General features: G+C 67.7%; 13 protein-coding genes and 4 pseudogenes. 9 read left to right on the forward strand and 8 right to left on the reverse strand.

The window, feature by feature from the left end; all coding sequences use genetic code 11:
• The first annotated feature begins 66 nt into the window (after nucleotides 1-66).
• The 3 genes and pseudogenes from pnp (at nucleotide 67) to ACHMW8_RS08035 (ending at nucleotide 4,238) form a co-directional block, all read left to right on the forward strand.
• A pseudogene (gene pnp, locus ACHMW8_RS08025) lies at nucleotides 67-2,214 on the forward strand (polyribonucleotide nucleotidyltransferase).
• Between the two features lie 126 nt (nucleotides 2,215-2,340).
• Nucleotides 2,341-3,270 carry a DUF1206 domain-containing protein gene (locus tag ACHMW8_RS08030; RefSeq protein WP_395445205.1) on the forward strand — a complete coding sequence of 310 codons (930 nt, stop codon included), beginning with the start codon at nucleotides 2,341-2,343 and terminating at the stop codon, nucleotides 3,268-3,270.
• 129 nt (nucleotides 3,271-3,399) lie between these two features.
• Nucleotides 3,400-4,238: pseudogene (locus ACHMW8_RS08035) on the forward strand (alpha/beta fold hydrolase).
• Nucleotides 4,239-4,294: 56 nt separating this feature from the next.
• Here the strand turns inward: ACHMW8_RS08035 and ACHMW8_RS08040 are convergent.
• The 4 genes and pseudogenes from ACHMW8_RS08040 to ACHMW8_RS08055 all read right to left on the reverse strand — a co-directional run bounded on the left by ACHMW8_RS08040 (nucleotide 4,295) and on the right by ACHMW8_RS08055 (nucleotide 6,321).
• The gene (locus ACHMW8_RS08040; protein ID WP_125158878.1) at nucleotides 4,295-4,807 is read right to left on the reverse strand and encodes a DsbE family thiol:disulfide interchange protein; all 513 of its coding nucleotides are present in this window, start codon (nucleotides 4,805-4,807) and stop codon (nucleotides 4,295-4,297) included.
• Nucleotides 4,804-4,971 carry a heme exporter protein CcmD gene (gene ccmD / locus ACHMW8_RS08045; RefSeq protein WP_395445925.1) on the reverse strand — a complete coding sequence of 56 codons (168 nt, stop codon included), beginning with the start codon at nucleotides 4,969-4,971 and terminating at the stop codon, nucleotides 4,804-4,806. The genes ACHMW8_RS08040 and ccmD overlap by 4 nt, the downstream gene beginning before the upstream one ends.
• Nucleotides 4,971-5,710 (reverse strand): annotated as a pseudogene (gene ccmC / locus ACHMW8_RS08050) (heme ABC transporter permease CcmC); the annotation flags it as partial. The gene ccmD and the pseudogene ccmC, both read right to left, overlap by 1 nt.
• A gap of 107 nt (nucleotides 5,711-5,817) precedes the next feature.
• Nucleotides 5,818-6,321: a Spy/CpxP family protein refolding chaperone gene (locus tag ACHMW8_RS08055; RefSeq protein ID WP_395445206.1), complete on the reverse strand. Its 504-nt coding sequence runs from the start codon at nucleotides 6,319-6,321 to the stop codon at nucleotides 5,818-5,820.
• A gap of 376 nt (nucleotides 6,322-6,697) precedes the next feature.
• Between ACHMW8_RS08055 and ACHMW8_RS08060 the strand changes: the two genes are divergently transcribed.
• A complete protein-coding gene (locus tag ACHMW8_RS08060; RefSeq protein ID WP_125158874.1) occupies nucleotides 6,698-7,591 on the forward strand; it encodes a DMT family transporter in 894 nt (297 codons plus the stop codon).
• 10 nt (nucleotides 7,592-7,601) lie between these two features.
• Here the strand turns inward: ACHMW8_RS08060 and ccmB are convergent, their stop codons facing one another.
• Together ccmB and ccmA are read right to left on the reverse strand one after the other, a co-directional pair.
• On the reverse strand, nucleotides 7,602-8,267 hold the full coding sequence (ccmB, locus tag ACHMW8_RS08065) for a heme exporter protein CcmB (RefSeq protein WP_395445207.1): 666 nt from the start codon (nucleotides 8,265-8,267) through the stop codon (nucleotides 7,602-7,604).
• Nucleotides 8,264-8,893, reverse strand: a complete 630-nt coding sequence (gene ccmA / locus ACHMW8_RS08070) for a heme ABC exporter ATP-binding protein CcmA (RefSeq protein WP_395445208.1) — start codon at nucleotides 8,891-8,893, stop codon at nucleotides 8,264-8,266. The genes ccmB and ccmA overlap by 4 nt, the downstream gene beginning before the upstream one ends.
• Nucleotides 8,894-9,076: 183 nt before the next feature.
• On the opposite strand from ccmA, the pseudogene acnA reads away from it, so the two are divergent.
• From acnA to ACHMW8_RS08085, 3 genes and pseudogenes are all read left to right on the forward strand, one after another.
• Nucleotides 9,077-11,768: pseudogene (acnA, locus tag ACHMW8_RS08075) on the forward strand (aconitate hydratase AcnA).
• 182 nt (nucleotides 11,769-11,950) lie between these two features.
• Nucleotides 11,951-12,682: a DUF1223 domain-containing protein gene (locus tag ACHMW8_RS08080; RefSeq protein ID WP_395445209.1), complete on the forward strand. Its 732-nt coding sequence runs from the start codon at nucleotides 11,951-11,953 to the stop codon at nucleotides 12,680-12,682.
• Nucleotides 12,683-13,282: 600 nt separating this feature from the next.
• On the forward strand, nucleotides 13,283-13,615 hold the full coding sequence (locus tag ACHMW8_RS08085; RefSeq protein WP_125158869.1) for a DUF2794 domain-containing protein: 333 nt from the start codon (nucleotides 13,283-13,285) through the stop codon (nucleotides 13,613-13,615).
• 3 nt (nucleotides 13,616-13,618) lie between these two features.
• On the opposite strand, the gene ACHMW8_RS08090 is transcribed toward ACHMW8_RS08085, so the two are convergent.
• Nucleotides 13,619-13,963: a hypothetical protein gene (locus ACHMW8_RS08090; protein WP_125158868.1), complete on the reverse strand. Its 345-nt coding sequence runs from the start codon at nucleotides 13,961-13,963 to the stop codon at nucleotides 13,619-13,621.
• 138 nt (nucleotides 13,964-14,101) lie between these two features.
• Nucleotides 14,102-14,854, reverse strand: coding sequence for a Bax inhibitor-1/YccA family protein (locus ACHMW8_RS08095; protein ID WP_395445210.1), 753 nt, complete (start codon nucleotides 14,852-14,854; stop codon nucleotides 14,102-14,104).
• Between the two features lie 222 nt (nucleotides 14,855-15,076).
• On the opposite strand from ACHMW8_RS08095, the gene ACHMW8_RS08100 reads away from it, so the two are divergent.
• A complete protein-coding gene (locus tag ACHMW8_RS08100) occupies nucleotides 15,077-16,129 on the forward strand; it encodes an aldo/keto reductase (RefSeq protein WP_395445211.1) in 1,053 nt (350 codons plus the stop codon).
• Nucleotides 16,130-16,142: 13 nt separating this feature from the next.
• Nucleotides 16,143-16,679, forward strand: coding sequence for an RNA 2',3'-cyclic phosphodiesterase (gene thpR, locus ACHMW8_RS08105; protein ID WP_395445212.1), 537 nt, complete (start codon nucleotides 16,143-16,145; stop codon nucleotides 16,677-16,679).
• Nucleotides 16,680-16,818 lie beyond the last annotated feature (139 nt).

Below are 16,818 nucleotides of genomic sequence, written 5' to 3' on the forward strand. Positions count from 1 at the left end.
CCCTTCGGCCGCCCGCCCCTGTCCGTCCTGAAGGAAATGGGTCCTTCGGAACCGAAAGAAGCAAAAATGTTCGATATCAAGCGCAAGACGATCGAGTGGGGCGGCAAGACGCTGGTCCTCGAAACCGGTCCGCATCGCCCGTCAAGCCGACGGCGCCGTTCTGGCCACCATGGGCGAAACCGTCGTCCTGGCCACCGCCGTGTTCGCCAAGAGCCAGAAGCCCGGTCAGGACTTCTTCCGCTGACGGTCAACTATCAGGAAAAGACCTTCGCGGCCGGCAAGATCCCGGGCGGCTTCTTCAAGCGCGAAGGCCGTCCGTCGGAAAAGGAGACCCTGGTCTCCCGCCTGATCGACCGTCCGATCCGCCCGCTGTTCGTCAAGGGCTTCAAGAACGAAGTCCAGGTCGTCGTCACCGTGCTGCAGCACCGACCTCGAGAACGATCCCGACATCCTGGGCATGGTCGCCGCCTCGGCCGCCCTGACCCTGTCGGGCGCCCGTTCATGGGCCCGATCGGCGCCGCCGGCGTCGGCTGGATCAATGACCAATACGTGCTGAACCCGACGCTCGACGAGCTGAAGGACAGCAAGATGGACCTGGTCGTGGCCGGCACCGCCGACGCCGTGATGATGGTCGAGTTGGAAATCCAGGAGCTCTCGGAAGAGATCGTGCTGGGCGGCGTCAACTTCGCCACAAGGGAATGCAGGCCGTGATCGACGCGATCATCGACCTGGCCGAGCACGCCGCCAAGGAGCCCTTCGCGTTCGAGCCGGAAGAGACCGACGCGATCAAGGCCGAGATGAAGGTCATCGTCGGCGCGGACATCGCCGCCGGCTACAAGATCACCAAGAAGCAGGACCGCTACGAGGCGATCGGTAACGCCAAGAAGAAGGCCATCGAGGCGCTGGGCAAGTCGGACACCAATCCGGCCGGCTACGACCCGCAAAAGCTGGCCGCGATCTTCAAGGAACTGGAAGCCGACGTCGTGCGTCGCGGCATCCTGGACACCGGCCTGCGCATCGACGGTCGCGACGTCCGCACCGTCCGTCCGATCCTGGGCGAAGTCGGCATCCTGCCGCGCACCCACGGCTCGGCCCTGTTCACCCGCGGCGAGACCCAGGCGATCGTGGTCGCCACCCTGGGCACCGGCGACGACGAGCAGTTCATCGACGCCCTGGAAGGCACCTACAAGGAATCCTTCCTCCTGCACTACAACTTCCCTCCCTACAGCGTCGGCGAAACCGGCCGTATGGGCAGCCCGGGCCGCCGCGAAATCGGCCACGGCAAGCTGGCCTGGCGCGCCCTGCGCCCGATGCTGCCGAGCAAGGAAGACTTCCCTACACGATCCGCCTGGTCTCGGAGATCACCGAGTCGAACGGTTCGTCCTCGATGGCCACGGTCTGCGGTTCGTCGCTGGCCATGATGGACGCCGGCGTGCCGCTGATCCGTCCGGTCTCGGGCATCGCCATGGGCCTGATCCTGGAAAAGGACGGCTTCGCGGTTCTGTCGGACATCCTGGGTGACGAAGATCACCTGGGCGACATGGACTTCAAGGTCGCCGGCACCAGCGAAGGCCTGACCTCGCTGCAGATGGACATCAAGATCGCCGGCATCACCCCGGAGATCATGAAGCAGGCCCTGGCCCAGGCCCACGAAGGCCGCGCTCACATCCTCGGTGAAATGAACAAGGCCATGGACGCGCCGCGCGCCGACGTGGGCGACTTCGCGCCGAAGATCGAGACCATCACCATTCCGACCGACAAGATCCGCGAAGTGATCGGTTCGGGCGGCAAGGTGATCCGCGAGATCGTCGCCACCACCGGCGCCAAGGTCGACATCAACGACGAAGGCACCGTGAAGGTCTCGGCCTCGGACGGCGCCAAGATCAAGGCCGCGATCGACTGGATCAAGTCGATCACCGACGAAGCCGAAGTGGGCAAGATCTACGACGGCAAGGTCGTGAAGGTCGTCGATTTCGGCGCCTTCGTGAACTTCTTCGGCGCAAGGACGGTCTCGTCCACGTCAGCCAGATCAGCAACGAACGCGTCGCCAAGCCGTCGGACGTGCTGAAGGAAGGCCAGATCGTCAAGGTGAAGCTCCTGGGCTTCGACGATCGCGGCAAGACCAAGCTGTCGATGAAGGTCGTCGATCAGGAAACCGGCGAAGACCTGTCCAAGAAGACCGAAGTCGCTCCGGAAGACGCCGTCACGACCTGAGGTCGGGCGCTCTTCTGAAGAGATGACTTAGCGAGCGGGCGGTTCCGGAAGGGACCGCCCGCTTTGCGTTAGGGAGCGCGGTCTGGGCCCCGAGCGTTGTCGTGACAGACAGCGCAGGAACCCGCCATGGACATCCGCCCGAACATCCGGCGCGCGCTCGCCGCCCCCTTGCCGGGCGTGCGACCGGGGCGGCTGGTCTCGGGCGCCGCGCGCAGCCGGATTCAGTCCCTACGGACGCGCCTGGCCCGGATCGAGCCGGGCGCGGCTCTGGAGTTGAGCGCGCGCATCGGCTACGCGGCGCGCGGCGTCGTCTATCTGGGCCTGGGCTTCATCGCGCTGCTCGCCGCGATGGACCTGACGCCGCGCGCAAAGGGGGCCCGCGAGGTGCTTCAAGCTTGGTCGACCTGGCCGCTGGGCGGAGTCTTGATCACGGGCGTCGGCTTTGGTCTGGCCGGGTTCGCGGTCTGGCGAGCCGTGCAGGCGGTGTTCGACGCCGACCACCACGGACGCTCGGCCAAGGCGTGCGCCGTGCGCGCGGGTCAGGCGATCAGCGGCTTCGTCTACGGCGGCCTGGCGCTATCGGCCTTCGAGCTGCTGGACGTGTTCGAGGACTTGGGCGAGGCCGATGAAGCCGGCTCCCTGCGCGAGACGTCGGCCACGGTGCTTGGGACACCCCATGGTGATCTTCTTCTGCTGGCCATGGGGCTGGTCGTCGTCGGCTTCGGCGTCGGCAATGTCGTCCAGGGGCTTGTGCAGGACTTCGCCAAGCGTCTGGCGTGCGATACGCGCTTGTGCCGAAGGGTCGCGCCCTTGGCCAAGCTTGGCTACGCGGCTCGCGGTCTGGCGACCCTGCCGCTGGGGGTCTTTCTGGTCATGGCCGGTTGGCATGCGCGGGCCGCCGAAGCGCGAAGCTGGGGACAGGCCCTGCAATCGGTCGAGCAGCGCCCATTCGGCGATCTGGCGATGGCGATCCTTGCAACCGGCCTGATCGCTTTCGGCCTGTTCGGGTTTGTGGAGGCGCGCTATCGCCGGATCCGACCGCCCGAAATCCTGTGACAATTGTCGCGATAATGGAAACCATAGATTTCAATAGTTTCCATATCGTCCATGATGAGCCTGCGCCATTCTCTCCTCATCGGAACAACGGACGGGCCAGACGGCCTCCCAACCAGAGGGACCATGGACATGAGCAGCGGCTATTTCACCACCGACGACGGCGCCCAGATCTTCTTCAAGGACTGGGGTTCGAAGACCGCCCAGCCGATCGTCTTCCACCATGGCTGGCCGCTGTCGTCGGACGACTGGGACGCCCAGATGATGTTCTTCCTGAGCAAGGGCTATCGCGTCATCGCCCATGACCGTCGCGGCCACGGTCGGTCGCAGCCAGACCGACACCGGCAACGAGATGGACACCTACGCCGCCGACGTCATCGCCCTGGCCAGGCATCTGGACCTGAAGAACGCCATCCACATCGGTCACTCGACCGGCGGCGGCGAGGTCGCCCACTACGTGGCCCGGGCCGAGCCCGGCCGCGTCGCCAAGGCCGTGCTGGTCGGCGCCGTGACGCCGCTGATGCTGAAGACCGACGCCAATCCGGGCGGCCTGCCGCTGGAGGTGTTCGATGGTTTCCGGAACGGTACCGCCTATAACCGCGCCCAGTTCTTCCGCGACGTCGCCGCCGGCCCGTTCTACGGCTTCAACCGCGAGGGCGCGAAGGTCTCGGAAGGCGTGATCGACAACTGGTGGCGCCAGGGCATGATGGCCGGCGTCAAGGCGCTGTACGACTGTGTGGCGGCCTTCTCGGGAAACCGACTTCACCGAGGACCTGAAGGCCATCGACGTGCCGGTGCTGGTGCTGCACGGCGAGGACGATCAGGTCGTGCCGATCGACGCCTCGGCGCGCCAGGCGATCAAGCTGCTGAAGAATGGCCAGATGATCACCTATCCGGGCTTCCCGCACGGCATGGCGACCACGCAGGCCGAGACGATCAACAAGGACCTGCTGGCCTTCATCCAGGGCTGAGGTCGACGCCCTGGGGCCGCGTCCTTCCTTCGGGAGGGGCGCGGTCTTTAAATGCCCTAGCGGGCTTTCTTCAGCAGGTCCTCGGCCGCGTCGGGCGTCAGAGGACCGGTGTGCTTGGCCAGGATCATGCCGTCCGAGCCGACCAGATAGGTTTCCGGCACGCCGGTGACGCCAAACTCCAGGCCCGCGCGGCCGTCGCGGTCGATCAGCCGTTCGGCGAAGGGGTCGCCCAGGCGGGTCAGGAAGGCCTGGGTGTTGGCCGGGGCGTCCTTGTAGGCGATGCCGACCACCTTCACGCCCTGAGCCTTCAGCGCCATCAGCTGCGGATGCTCCACTTCGCAAGGGGCGCACCAGGAGGCGAAGAAGTTGACCAGGATCGGGCCGTCCGTCGCGGCCCGGATCGGGGCGGCGCGGCCGCTGTCGAGCTCGGGCAGGGACAGGGCCGGCATCGGCTTGCCGACCAGGGCGTGCGGCTGGACGCGCGGATCACGCTTCAGGGCGAAGCCCGCGAACAGGACCGCCAGGGCGATCAGGATGACCAGCGGCGTGAAGGCCAGCCAGCGCTTCATTCGCCGGCCTCGTCGAGCTCGGCCTGCAGGCGCTCGGCCTCGCGCTTCCACCGGCGGGTGGTCAGCAGGCTGTCGGCGATCATCCAGGCGAAGGCCGCCGCCGAGATGGCGAAGGCGGGCCACAGATAGATGGCGTACTTGCCGGCGTCGAAGTCGAAGCTGATCGCGCGCCCTCCGCCAGCTTCATGGCCAGGCTCCGGGCCTTGCGCCGCCACACCAGGCCGCGGATGCGGACCAGCCACAGCGCGCCGAAGCCGCCGAGATAGGCCAGGCCCATCAGGACGGCCGGCCAGGCGTAGATGGCCGGCAGGCCGTCGCCGTCCTTGGCCATGAAGGTCGAGGAGCCCTGGTGCAGGGTGTTCCACCACTCGACCGAGAACTTGACGATCGGCAGGTTGATCAGGCCGACCAGGGCCAGGATCGCGGCGGCGCGGGCGGCCTTCTGTTCGTCTTCCAGGGCGCCGCGCAGGGCCATGTAGCCCAGATAGAACAACAGCAGCACCAGCACCGAGGTCAGGCGCGCGTCCCACACCCACCAGGCGCCCCACATCGGCTTGCCCACAGCGAGCCGGTGATCAGGGCCAGCGCCGTATAGGCCGCGCCGATCGGGGCGCAGGCCTGGGCGGCGAGGTCGGCCAGGGCCTGGCGGAAAACCAGGGCCAGGAAGCTGGCCGCGCCCAGGCAGACATAGATGAAGATGGCCAGGGAGGCGGCCGGAATGTGGATGAACATCATCCGCACCGTGTCGCCCTGCTGATAGTCCTCGGGGACCAGGAAGGTCATGATCAGGCCGGCGATCCCGGCGAGCGCCGACAGCGCGCCAAGCCACGGCGCGGCCCACCGCGAGAAGGCCATGAACCGCTCGGGATTGGTCAGGAAGTCGAACGTGTGACGCGCGTCCATGAGGGCTGCTTAGAGCGCGGCGAGAGCGCGGGCAATGGTCGTATGTCTACGGAAGAGGAGAAGGCGCGGCGGTTGCAGGCCCGCCGCGCCTTCGTGCTCGGTCGGGGTCAGCCGACCTTGCGCTGGATAACGACCTTGCGTTGGCCGTCTTTGAAGACAGCGGGCGCGCCGCGGGTCTCGAAGCGACGCACGAAGACGCGCTGATCGCCGTCGCCCTCGCCCATGCCCAGGATGTCGAAGGTCTTCTGCTGGGCCGGAGTCAGGGCGGTGTAGAAGGCGCGGGTGGCTTCGGCCCGCGTCTTCATGGCGTCGGCGGCCTTGGTCAGGCGGTCGAGGCGCTCCAGCGTGGTCAGCGGCTTGCGCTCGGCCCATTCGCCTCCGTCGCGCTTCGCGTCGCCGTCCTTCTTGTCGTCCTTGGAGACTTCGCGCTTCTCGATGACGATCCTGGGTGTGGTGGCCTCGACATAGGCTTTCAGGGCGCCGTCCTGGTCGCCGCGAAGCTGCAGGATGTCGCGCAGGCGCTGGGCGCGCTTTTCCGGGTCGGCGTGGCGGTCCTGATGCATGAACATCATGTCCGGACCCATCGCCATCATCATGTTCATCGGGGGCATGGGCGGCAGGGGCGCTTCCGGCGGCGGCGGCGGCGGGGCGGGCGGGGCCGGGGCGCCGGAACCTGGGCCAGTGCCGCGCCGGCGAGAAGGGTCGTGGCGGTCCCCGCGAGCGCCAGGCGGGTAAGGGTTTTACGCATGGTTGTGAGCTCCCTGTCGTATGAGGACGAGAGCTTGGCCATCGCGATATGGCGCGAAAATGTCCGAAAACATGAACAATGTTCCATGTTTGACGAAGTCCGCAAAAGGTTCCGTGCTTGCGCTCAAGCGGGCGCGCGCTATGTCAGCTGCCAGTTCCGGGATCGCCATGATCTAGAGGACGCCGGCCCCGCCGCGCGTCCGCGCCGGTCTGCCCGTGTTTCCGGTCCGGAGTCCCCGCATGAAGTCGATCGCATTCGTCGCCCTGGCGCTCGCGGGGGTTTGTTGGGGCCTGGGGTTTCCGACCGGCAAGCTGATCCTGACGGAGATGGAGGCGGCCCACATGGTGCTGCTGCGCTTCGTGGTCGCCGCCCTGGCCGCCGCGCCGTTCGCCCTGCGCTCGCCCGAGGTCCGGGCCCTGTTCAAGTCGCCGGTCGTGCTGCTGGCGGGCGTGCTCTACGGCGTGGCCTTCATGGTCCAGTTCGAGGGTCTGGCCCATGTCAGCGTCACGGTCGCGGCCCTGCTGGTCGGCGCCATGCCGGCCCTGATCGCGGTCAGCGCCAAGATCCTGGGCGAGACGGTTTCGCGGATGTCGTGGGCCGGGGTGGCGGCGGCGACCCTGGGCGCCGCCCTGATCGCCGGCAAGCCTGACGGGGCCAGCTCGCCGCTGGGCGTGGCCCTGTCGCTCGGCGCCCTCCTGCTGTTCCTGGCCTGGCTCCTGACCCTGCGGCGCGCGCCAAAGGCCTCGAACGCCATGGCGATCCCGGCGGTGTCGATCATCATCGCGGCCGCGACGGTGCTGCCGATCGCCTTCGTCATGCACGGCGCGCCGAAGCTGACGCTGAGCGCGCCCGTCTGGATCGCGATCCTGGCCCAGGGCGTGCTGGCGACCCTGCTGGCCACGGCCGCGTGGCAATATGGCGCGGCGCGGGTCGGCGCGGCCAGCGCCGGGGTGTTCATCAATATCGAGCCGCTGATCGGCGCCTGCTGCGGCGTGCTGCTGTTCGGCGACCATCTCACCGCGGCGCTGTTCGCCGGCGGCCTGCTGATCATCGGCGGCTCGCTGGCGGTGGTGCTGGGTGAGAAGAAGGCCGCGCTGGGCGACATCCAGGCGACGGTGGCGCCCACCCCCTGATACGGGCGGCCTAGTCCAGCGCGTTGCGGCAGGCCGCCCCCATGGCCAGGGGCGACAGGGCGATCGCGCCGACGCAGTAGGCCAGCAGCAGCAGCAGTCCGCCCGTCCAGGGCAGGCCGGCCGAATAGCCGTCCAGCGCCCCGGCTCCGAAGATCACCGGCGGGGCGAACAGCGGCAGGACGATCACCGCCACCAACAGGCCGCCGCGCTTGCTGCCCAGCGCCAAGGCCGCGCCGAGACCGCCGAGGAAGGCGAAGGCCAGGCCGCCGGCCAGGGCGCACAGCACCAGCAGCGGCATGACCCTGAGATCCGCGCCCAGCATCAGCGCCGCGACGGGCGCGGCCAGGGCGAGCGGCGCGCCGGTGGCCAGCCATTGGGCCAGGCACTTGGCGACCGCGACGGCCTCCAGCGGCGCGGGGCCGAGGGCCAGCAGGTCCAGGGTCCCGTCCTCGTAGTCGCGCTCGAACAGGCGCTCCAGCGACAGCAGCGCCGCCAGGGCCAGGGCCAGCCAGGCGATCCCGGGGGCGATGGCGGCCAGACGCTCGGGCGCTCGACCCGAGGCCATCGGCAGCAGCACCACGACGCAGGCGTAGAAGGTCAGGGCCAGCAGCGGACCGCCGCCCTTGCCCCAGGCCAGGGCCAGCTCCCGCCGCAGGAGGACGCCGAAGCCCTTCATCGCCCGGCGCCTTCCACGCCAATCGGCACCGACCGGGTCGGGATCGGCAGCGGGTCGTGCACCGAGGCCAGGATCATGCCGCCGCCGGCCAGATGCTCGGCCATGACCTGGCCGAACGCCGCGCGCTGGCCCGCGTCCAGCGGCGCCATCGGCTCGTCCAGCAGCCAAAGCGCCCGCGGACTGGCCGCCAGCCGCGCCAAGGCCAGGCGGCGGCGCTGGCCGGCCGACAGGCGGCGGACTTCAAGGTCCAGCAGGCGATTGAGGTCAAAGCGCTTGGCCGCCGCCCGGGCGTTGTCTTCGGTCCCGCCGGTCCACAGCGTCTGGAAACGCAGCTCCTCCCACGCCGTCCGGCTGGACTTCAGTCCGTCCTGGTGGCCCAGCAGGTGCAGGTGCTCGGCCCGGGCGGTATCGGCCTCGATCGGCCCCGCGTCGCCCTCGAAGGCGATCGTCCCTTCGGCGGGGCGCAGCAGGCCCGCCACGGCCCGCAGCAGGCTGGTCTTGCCGGCCCCGTTGCGGCCCACCAGCACCGCCGCCTCGCCGGCCCTCAGGGTCAGATCCATGCGCGAAAACAGCGTGCGTTCGCCCCTCGTGATCGCCAGTTCCTTAATGAGAACAACTCTCAACACGTCAAGACCCCGCGCGCGACATGGACGTTCGGCGACGGCGGCGCTAAGAAGCGCGCGGTCGTCCCCCTCCAGTCGTTTTGGGTGGTACGCGGCGCGGAGGCGGAACCTGTGTGTCCCTTCCGATCAGCGCGTGATCCCGGGAGCGGTTTTCGGGCGGCCGTGGACAGAGAAGGATCCTCGAGAATGGCGTCTGTTGACAGCCTGAAAGCCCGCCGCGAACTGAAGGTCGGCAACAAGTCTTACGTCTATTACAGCCTTCGCGCCGCCGAGGAAGCCGGTCTGACCGGAACTTCGTCGCTGCCGGTGTCGATGAAGGTGCTTCTGGAGAACCTGCTTCGCAACGAAGACAGCGTTTCGGTGTCGGAAGACGACCTGAAGGCCGTCGCCGCCTGGCTGCAGAACAAGGGCTCGGTCGAGCACGAGATCAGCTTCCGTCCGGCTCGCGTGCTGATGCAGGACTTCACCGGCGTTCCCGCCGTGGTCGACCTGGCCGCCATGCGCGACGCCATGGTCGCCCTGGGCGCCAACCCGGCCAAGATCAACCCGCTGAACCCCGTCGATCTGGTGATCGACCACTCGGTGATGGTCGACAACTTCGGCAACCCGAAGGCCTATGACGACAACGTCAAGCGCGAGTACGAGCGCAACATCGAGCGCTATCGCTTCCTGCGCTGGGGTTCGTCGGCGTTCAACAACTTCCGCGTCGTGCCGCCCGGCACCGGCATCTGCCACCAGGTGAACCTCGAATACCTGGCCCAGACCGTGTGGACCAACGAAGTCGACGGCGCCGAAGTCGCCTATCCCGACACCGTCGTCGGCACCGACAGCCACACGACCATGGTCAACGGCCTGGCCGTGCTGGGCTGGGGCGTGGGCGGCATCGAGGCCGAGGCCGCGATGCTGGGCCAGCCGATCCCGATGCTGATCCCGGAAGTCATCGGCTTCAAGCTGACCGGCGCCATGCCGGAAGGCGCGACCGCGACCGACCTGGTGCTGACCGTCACCCAGATGCTGCGCAAGAAGGGCGTGGTCGGCAAGTTCGTCGAATTCTACGGCGACGCCCTGGCCAACCTGACCCTGGAAGACCAGGCGACGATCGCCAACATGGCTCCGGAATACGGCGCCACCTGCGGCTTCTTCCCGATCTCGGCCTCGACCGTGGCCTATCTGAAGGGCACCGGCCGCACGCCCGAGCGCGTCGCCCTGGTCGAAGCCTACGCCAAGGAACAAGGCCTGTGGTGGGGAGCCGGGCACGCCCGAGCCGACCTTCACCGACACCCTGGAACTCGACCTCTCGAGCGTCCAGCCGTCGCTGGCCGGCCCGAAGCGTCCGCAGGACCGCGTCCTGCTGGCCGAGGCCTCGTACAAGTTCCAGGAGTCGCTGGTCGGCGAGTTCGGCAAGGCCGATCAGCCTGACCTGCGCGCCCCGGTGGAAGGCGAGAACTTCGACGTCGGCCACGGCGACGTGGTCATCGCCGCCATCACCTCGTGCACCAACACGTCCAACCCCTCGGTCCTGATCGCCGCCGGCCTGGTGGCCAAGAACGCGGTGGCCAAGGGCCTGAAGGTCAAGCCGTGGGTGAAGACCTCGCTGGCCCCCGGCTCGCAAGTCGTCACCGACTATCTGGCCAAGGCCGGCCTGACCAAGCACCTCGATGCTCTCGGCTTCAACCTCGTGGGTTATGGCTGCACCACCTGCATCGGCAACTCGGGCCCGCTGCCGGAAGCCATCAGCAAGACGATCAACGACAACGACCTGGTCGCCTGCTCGGTGCTGTCGGGCAACCGCAACTTCGAAGGCCGCGTGAACCCGGACGTGCGCGCCAACTACCTGGCCTCGCCGCCGCTGGTGGTGGCCTACGCCCTGGCCGGCACGATGAAGATCGACCTGGCCACCCAGCCGATCGGCCAGGACAAGAAGGGCAACGACGTCTTCCTGAAGGACATCTGGCCTTCGAACGAGGACATCGCGACCCTGCAGCGCAAGGCCATCAACGAGAAGATGTTCGCCACCCGTTACGGCGACGTCTTCAAGGGCGACAAGAACTGGCAGGGCATCAAGGTGACCGGCGGCCAGACCTACGCCTGGGAAGGCGACTCGACCTACGTCCAGAACCCGCCGTACTTCCCGAACATGTCGATGACCCCGACCCCGGTCACCGACATCGTGGAAGCTCGCATCCTGGCCGTGTTCGGCGACTCGATCACCACCGACCACATCAGCCCGGCCGGTTCGATCAAGACCTCCAGCCCGGCCGGTCAGTACCTGATCGACCACGGCGTCCAGCCGGTGGACTTCAACGGCTACGGCGCCCGCCGCGGCAACCACCAGGTCATGATGCGCGGCACGTTCGCCAACATCCGCATCCGCAACAAGATCACTCCGGAGATCGAAGGCGGCGTGACCAAGCACTTCCCGACCGGTGAAGTGATGCCGATCTACGACGCGGCGATGAAGTATCAGGCCGAAGGTCGTCCGGCGGTCGTGTTCGGCGGCAAGGAATACGGCACCGGCTCGTCGCGCGACTGGGCCGCCAAGGGCACCAAGCTCCTGGGCGTCCGCGCGGTGATCTGCGAAAGCTTCGAGCGCATCCACCGCTCGAACCTGGTCGGCATGGGCGTTCTGCCGCTGCAGTTCGTCCAGGACGGCTGGCAGAAGCTGGAGCTGACCGGCGAGGAGATCGTCTCGATCCGCGGCCTCACGGACCTGGCGCCGCGCAAGCAGCTGATCGTCGAGCTCTATCGCCCGACCGACGGCCGCATCGCCCGCTTCCCGGTCCGCTGCCGCATCGATACGCCAACCGAGCTTGAGTACTTCAAGAACGGCGGCGTGCTGAACTACGTGCTGCGCAACCTGGCCAAGTCGGCTAGCTAAGCGAAGCGCTCAGGCGCACAGAAAAGGCGGCCGGCTCCCTTCGGGGCCGGCCGTTTTTCGTTGCCCGTTTTCGGGGGAGACGGCCGTGACAACGGTGTCTCCACCTTTTCTCCCCATCGACCGGCGCTATTCACGGCCTCGTGAACGGCTATCCGGGGCGTTCTTGGCTTAAGTGACCCGCAATGCGTAAGGCCGCCCTCTCCCTGCTCGCCCTGGCCCTGTCCGGCGTCGCCATCTCCCTGTCTTGGGGGCCCGCCGCGTGGGCCGCCAAGCCGCCGGTGGTGGTAGAGCTGTTCACGGCCCAGGGCTGCTCGTCCTGCGGCAAGGCCAACCAGCTGGCGGCGGATCTGTCCAAGCAGGACGGCGTCCTGGCCCTGACCTATTCGGTCGACTACTGGGACTATCTCGGCTGGAAGGACACCTTCGCCAAGCCGAGCTTCGCTGAGCGCCAGCGCGCCTACGCCAAGAAGTTCGCCCTGCGCGACGTGCCCACGCCCCAGATGGTGGTCGGCGGCCGCGTCCAGGTGTCGGGCGCCAAGGCCGAGGCGGTCGAGGACCTGGTCAAGACCGCCAGGCGCTCGCCCATCGATCCGCCGGACATGCAGTTCGTCGGCAAGACGCGCGTCGCGGTGGGCTCTGGCCCCGCGCCGCGCGGCGGGGCCGAGGTCTGGCTGGTGCGCTACGATCCGCGCGAGCAGGACATCGCCGTCAAGCGCGGTGACAACAAGGGCCAGACCCTGGTTCACCGCAACGTGGTGCGTGAACTGGTCAAGCTGGGGCCCTGGGCGGGTCGGCCCAAGCTGTATCGCCTGCCGGCCTCGGCCGACGACGGGCTGGAGAGCGTGATCCTGGTGCAGGGCGCCAAGGGCGGCCGCATCCTGGGCGTGCTGGAAACCACCACCCCCGAGCGCTGAAGTCTCCCAGGACATCAGCGGCGCGCGTCACGCGCCAAGCAAGGACTTCGGACGAAAGAAAACCCGCGTGGCCGGAGGGGACGGGCCACGCGGGTTCCTTTGCAGGTCGACGAGAAGCGTCTCGTGACCGGGCGGGCTGGGGGGGCTGGACAGGAGCCCGGTCCGCTCTTCGTCGACGCATCCCTTATCGCGGCCCAAACAGGCGAGGGATGGACCAAACAAAGGTCGTTTCTGGGCGGGCTGTGTCATCGATGAGACACGTCACGACGAGGCGTGGACGACGCATGCGCAAAAAAGCCCGCGCGGGAGGGGGGATCCGCGCGGGCTCATTTGGGGGAGGGGATATAGAGTTTGTCGGCTGACCGGCCCGCGATCTGGGGGGCTGGGGGGGCTGTTCAGGATCCTGGACCACAGGGTGTCCGATCAGCCGACAATCATCTTATCGACCCGCAAACAGGCGGGCGAAGGACCGAAATAAGGTCATATCGGGGCGCGGCGTGGCCGTAGCATGTCTTTCTGGCCCGGCGTGTCCGGCGTGACACAAAGGGTTTCGGGGCGACCGCCTGTTCCAATCGTCCGATTTGGGATTAGATTCCGCTGATGGCCCTGGAATCCCAATCCGCGCCCGTCGGCGGCGTTGTCTTCTTCGAACGGCGTGAGCTGGACCAGCTGATGCGCCTCTACGGCCGCATGGTGGCGGCCGGCGAGTGGCGGGACTACGGCATCGCCGGTCTCTCCGACCACGCCGTGTTCTCGATCTTCCGCCATACCGCCGAGGCGCCGCTCTATCGTGTCGAGAAGCGTCCGGCCCTGGCCCGCAAGCAGGGCGCCTGGGCGGTGCACGGCCAGGGCGGCCAGATCCTCAAGCGCGGCCACGAACTGGCCCAAGTGCTGCGGGTGTTCGAGAAGGGCAAGTTCTCGGTCGTAGACTGACCGCTAGAACGAGAAGCCCAGCTTGGCGCCGACGAAGCGGCCTTCGTTGTCGTAGCCGCGCGCGGCGCCCACCCCGCTGGTGTCGGCGCTGGGCTGGATGCCACACAGCACCCCGATCCCGCCCGAGACGCCGCCTTCGCGGCGCTCGATCGCCGTCCGGGCCACGCCGCGCGGGAGGGGCGGCCGCGCCTGGGCGTAGCGCAGCTCCACTGGGCCGACGGGCTTGAGGTTCAGGGGCGTGGAGAGGTTCGGGGTCTTGGCGACCGGCGGATAGGCTGGGAGCGTCGTCTCGGCGTGGGCGCCGACGGCGAACAGCAGGCCAGCGGTCAGGGCGAGGGCTCGGATCATCGTCGTCTCCATCCCCGACAATGTGGGCGCGATGCGGTCAAAGAAAAAGCCCCGGCGGTTTCCCGCCGGGGCTTCGTCGTTTCGACCTCGGTTGTTTCCAGTCTCCGGTCCGCCTCTTCGGTCGGACCGGTGGCCGCCTTAGCGACGGCTGCCCAGGATGCTGAGCAGGAATTGGAAGAGGTTGATGAAGTTCAGATAGAGGTTCAGCGCGCCATAGTTGGTGGCCACGGCCATCGACTGCTGCTCGCCGCCCAGCTGGTAGTAGGTCATCTTCAGACGCTGGGTGTCATAGGCGATCAGGCCCGCGAAGATCAGCACGCCCAGGATGCTGATGATGAAGCTGAGGCCCGGCAGCTGCAGGAACATCTGGACCAGCGAAGCCAGCACCAGGCCGATCAGGCCCATGATCAGGAAGCTGCCCAGGCCCGTGAGGTCCTTCTTGGTGGTGTAGCCCACCAGGCTCAGGCCGCCGAAGGCGATGGCGGTGATCAGGAAGGTCGAGGCCACCGAGGCGCCCGTATAGGCCAGCAGCCACACGCCCGCGCCGGCGCCGATCGAGGCGACCAGAGCCCAGTACAGGATGCCCGACGAACGCGCCGTCGGATTCTTCATGGCGAACATGGCCACCAGCATCATGGCCAGCGGCGCGAAGCGGATGATGGTGCCCAGCATGGTGAAGCCGGCCAGGCGGCCGTCCGGGGTCAGCACGTACAGCTGGCTGGCGACCGGCGTATAGGCGCTGGTCAGGAAGGCCAGGCCGGCCGACAGCAGGAGGCCCAGCGCCACCTTGTTGTAGACGCCGAGCATGAAAGTACGCAGGCCGGCGTCAACCGACATGTCGGCGCGATCCGCCGGGATCGAGCGCGCGTAGCCGCGGTTGAAGTCGTTCATCGAAGTAAGCCCTTGAGCTAGAGCGTCCACGGTGGACGCTAGACGAATATCGGGTGTCCCGGCCGGCCGCGCAATCCCCTCACGAAAGTGTTCATGGTATGCGTTCGTGAAGCAGCCGGCTCCGGAACGCGCCCGCCGACCCGCCTTGCGGTGACGCAACGACAGCCCTTAGAACGCTTGCCTAACGAAGCTTGCCCATTGGGGCGAAAGAGGGGCTGGCCCATGGAGTACGTCAAGCTCGGCCGCACGGACGTGTCGGTGTCGCGCTGCTGCCTGGGCACCATGACCTGGGGCTCGCAGAACACCGAGACCGAGGCCCACGAGCAGATGGACTACGCGCTGTCGCGCGGCGTCAACTTCTGGGACACGGCCGAAATGTATTCCAGCCCTCCCAATCCGGAGACCCAGGGCCGCACCGAGCAGTATATCGGCACGTGGCTGGAAAAGACCGGCAAGCGCCACGAGATCGTGCTGGCCTCCAAGGTCGCTGGCCAGGGCGCGGCCTTCGGCGGCCTGACGTGGATGCGTAAGGACGGCTCGACCACGCGCCACACCCGCGCCCAGATCGACGAGGCCGTCGAGGGCTCGCTGCGCCGCCTGAAGACCGACTATCTCGATCTCTACCAGCTGCACTGGCCCGACCGGAAAGTACGGGTGTTCGGCGGCCAGTCCTACCGCGACTACGACCAGGATTTCGAGGCGTTCGGCGACATCCTCGAGGCGCTGGACGCCCATGTGAAGAAGGGCTCGATCCGCCACGTCGGCGTCTCGAACGAGTTCCCCTGGGGCGTGATGAAGTTCCTGGCCGAGAGCGAGACCAAGGGCCTGCCGCGCATCGCCTCGATCCAGAACGCCTATCACCTGGCCAACCGCACCTTCGAGTTCGGCCTGGCCGAGATCGCCATGCGCGAGCAGGTCGGCCTCCTGGCCTATTCGCCCCTGGCCCAGGGCCAGCTGACCGGCAAATATCTGGACGGCGGCCTGCCCGAGGGTTCGCGCAAGGCGCTCTACAACCGCATGCAGCGCTACGAGGGGCCGGGCGCGGTGGAGGCGTTCCGCGCCTATGTCGCCTTGGCCAAGGCCAACGGCCTGGACCCGGCCCAGCTGGCGCTGAAGTTCTGCGACACGCGCCCGTTCGTGACCGCCACGATCATCGGCGCCACCTCGATGGCCCAGCTGAAAACCGACATCGACGCCTTCGACCTGGCCTGGACCGACGAGCTGGAAAAGGCCGTCAACGACATCCACGCCCGCCAGCCCAATCCCTGCCCGTAGGCGTTCTTCCCGGATGATCCGCCTGTTCACCGCCGTCGCCATCCCGCCGGAGATCGGCCAGGGGCTGCTCTCCCGCCAGCACGGGATCGAGGGCGCGCGCTGGCGGCCGCTCGAGGCCTTTCACATCACGCTGAAGTTCATCGGCGACGTGCAGGAGCCGGTGGCGGCCGAGCTGGACGAGGCCTTGGCCGAGATCGCCGCGCCGGCCTTTGACCTGGAACTGACCCGCGCCGGCCATTTCGGCGAGGGCGCCGACATCCACGCCGTCTGGGCCGGCGTCGAGGACAGCGCGCCGCTGCGTCGCCTGCAGAAGGCCAACGAGAGCGCCGCCCGATCGGTGGGACTCAAGCCCGAGAGCCGCCTCTACACCCCCCACGTCACCCTGGCCTATCTGAAGCGCGCCTCGGTCGCCGAGGTCGGGGCCTGGATCCAGGCCAACAACCTGCTGCGCTCGCCGGCTTTCACGGTGGATCGCTTCGGCCTCTATTCCAGCTGGCAAACCAGCGAGGGCTCGGCCTACCGGCTGGAACGGGAATATCCGCTGGGGTGACGGTTGGTCGGTGATCGCCTGGGGCTATCTCAACGCCGAGAGCGGACATGCTGATCGTCTACGGGGCGGATTTCAGATGTTGGCTAGGCGGATTGAAAGACTGCGAACGCGGCGGCCCAGGCGTCCGTCTCCGTTTGAG

It is taken from the genome of Caulobacter sp. UC70_42, from assembly GCF_044056025.1.
Lineage (GTDB): Bacteria > Pseudomonadota > Alphaproteobacteria > Caulobacterales > Caulobacteraceae > Caulobacter.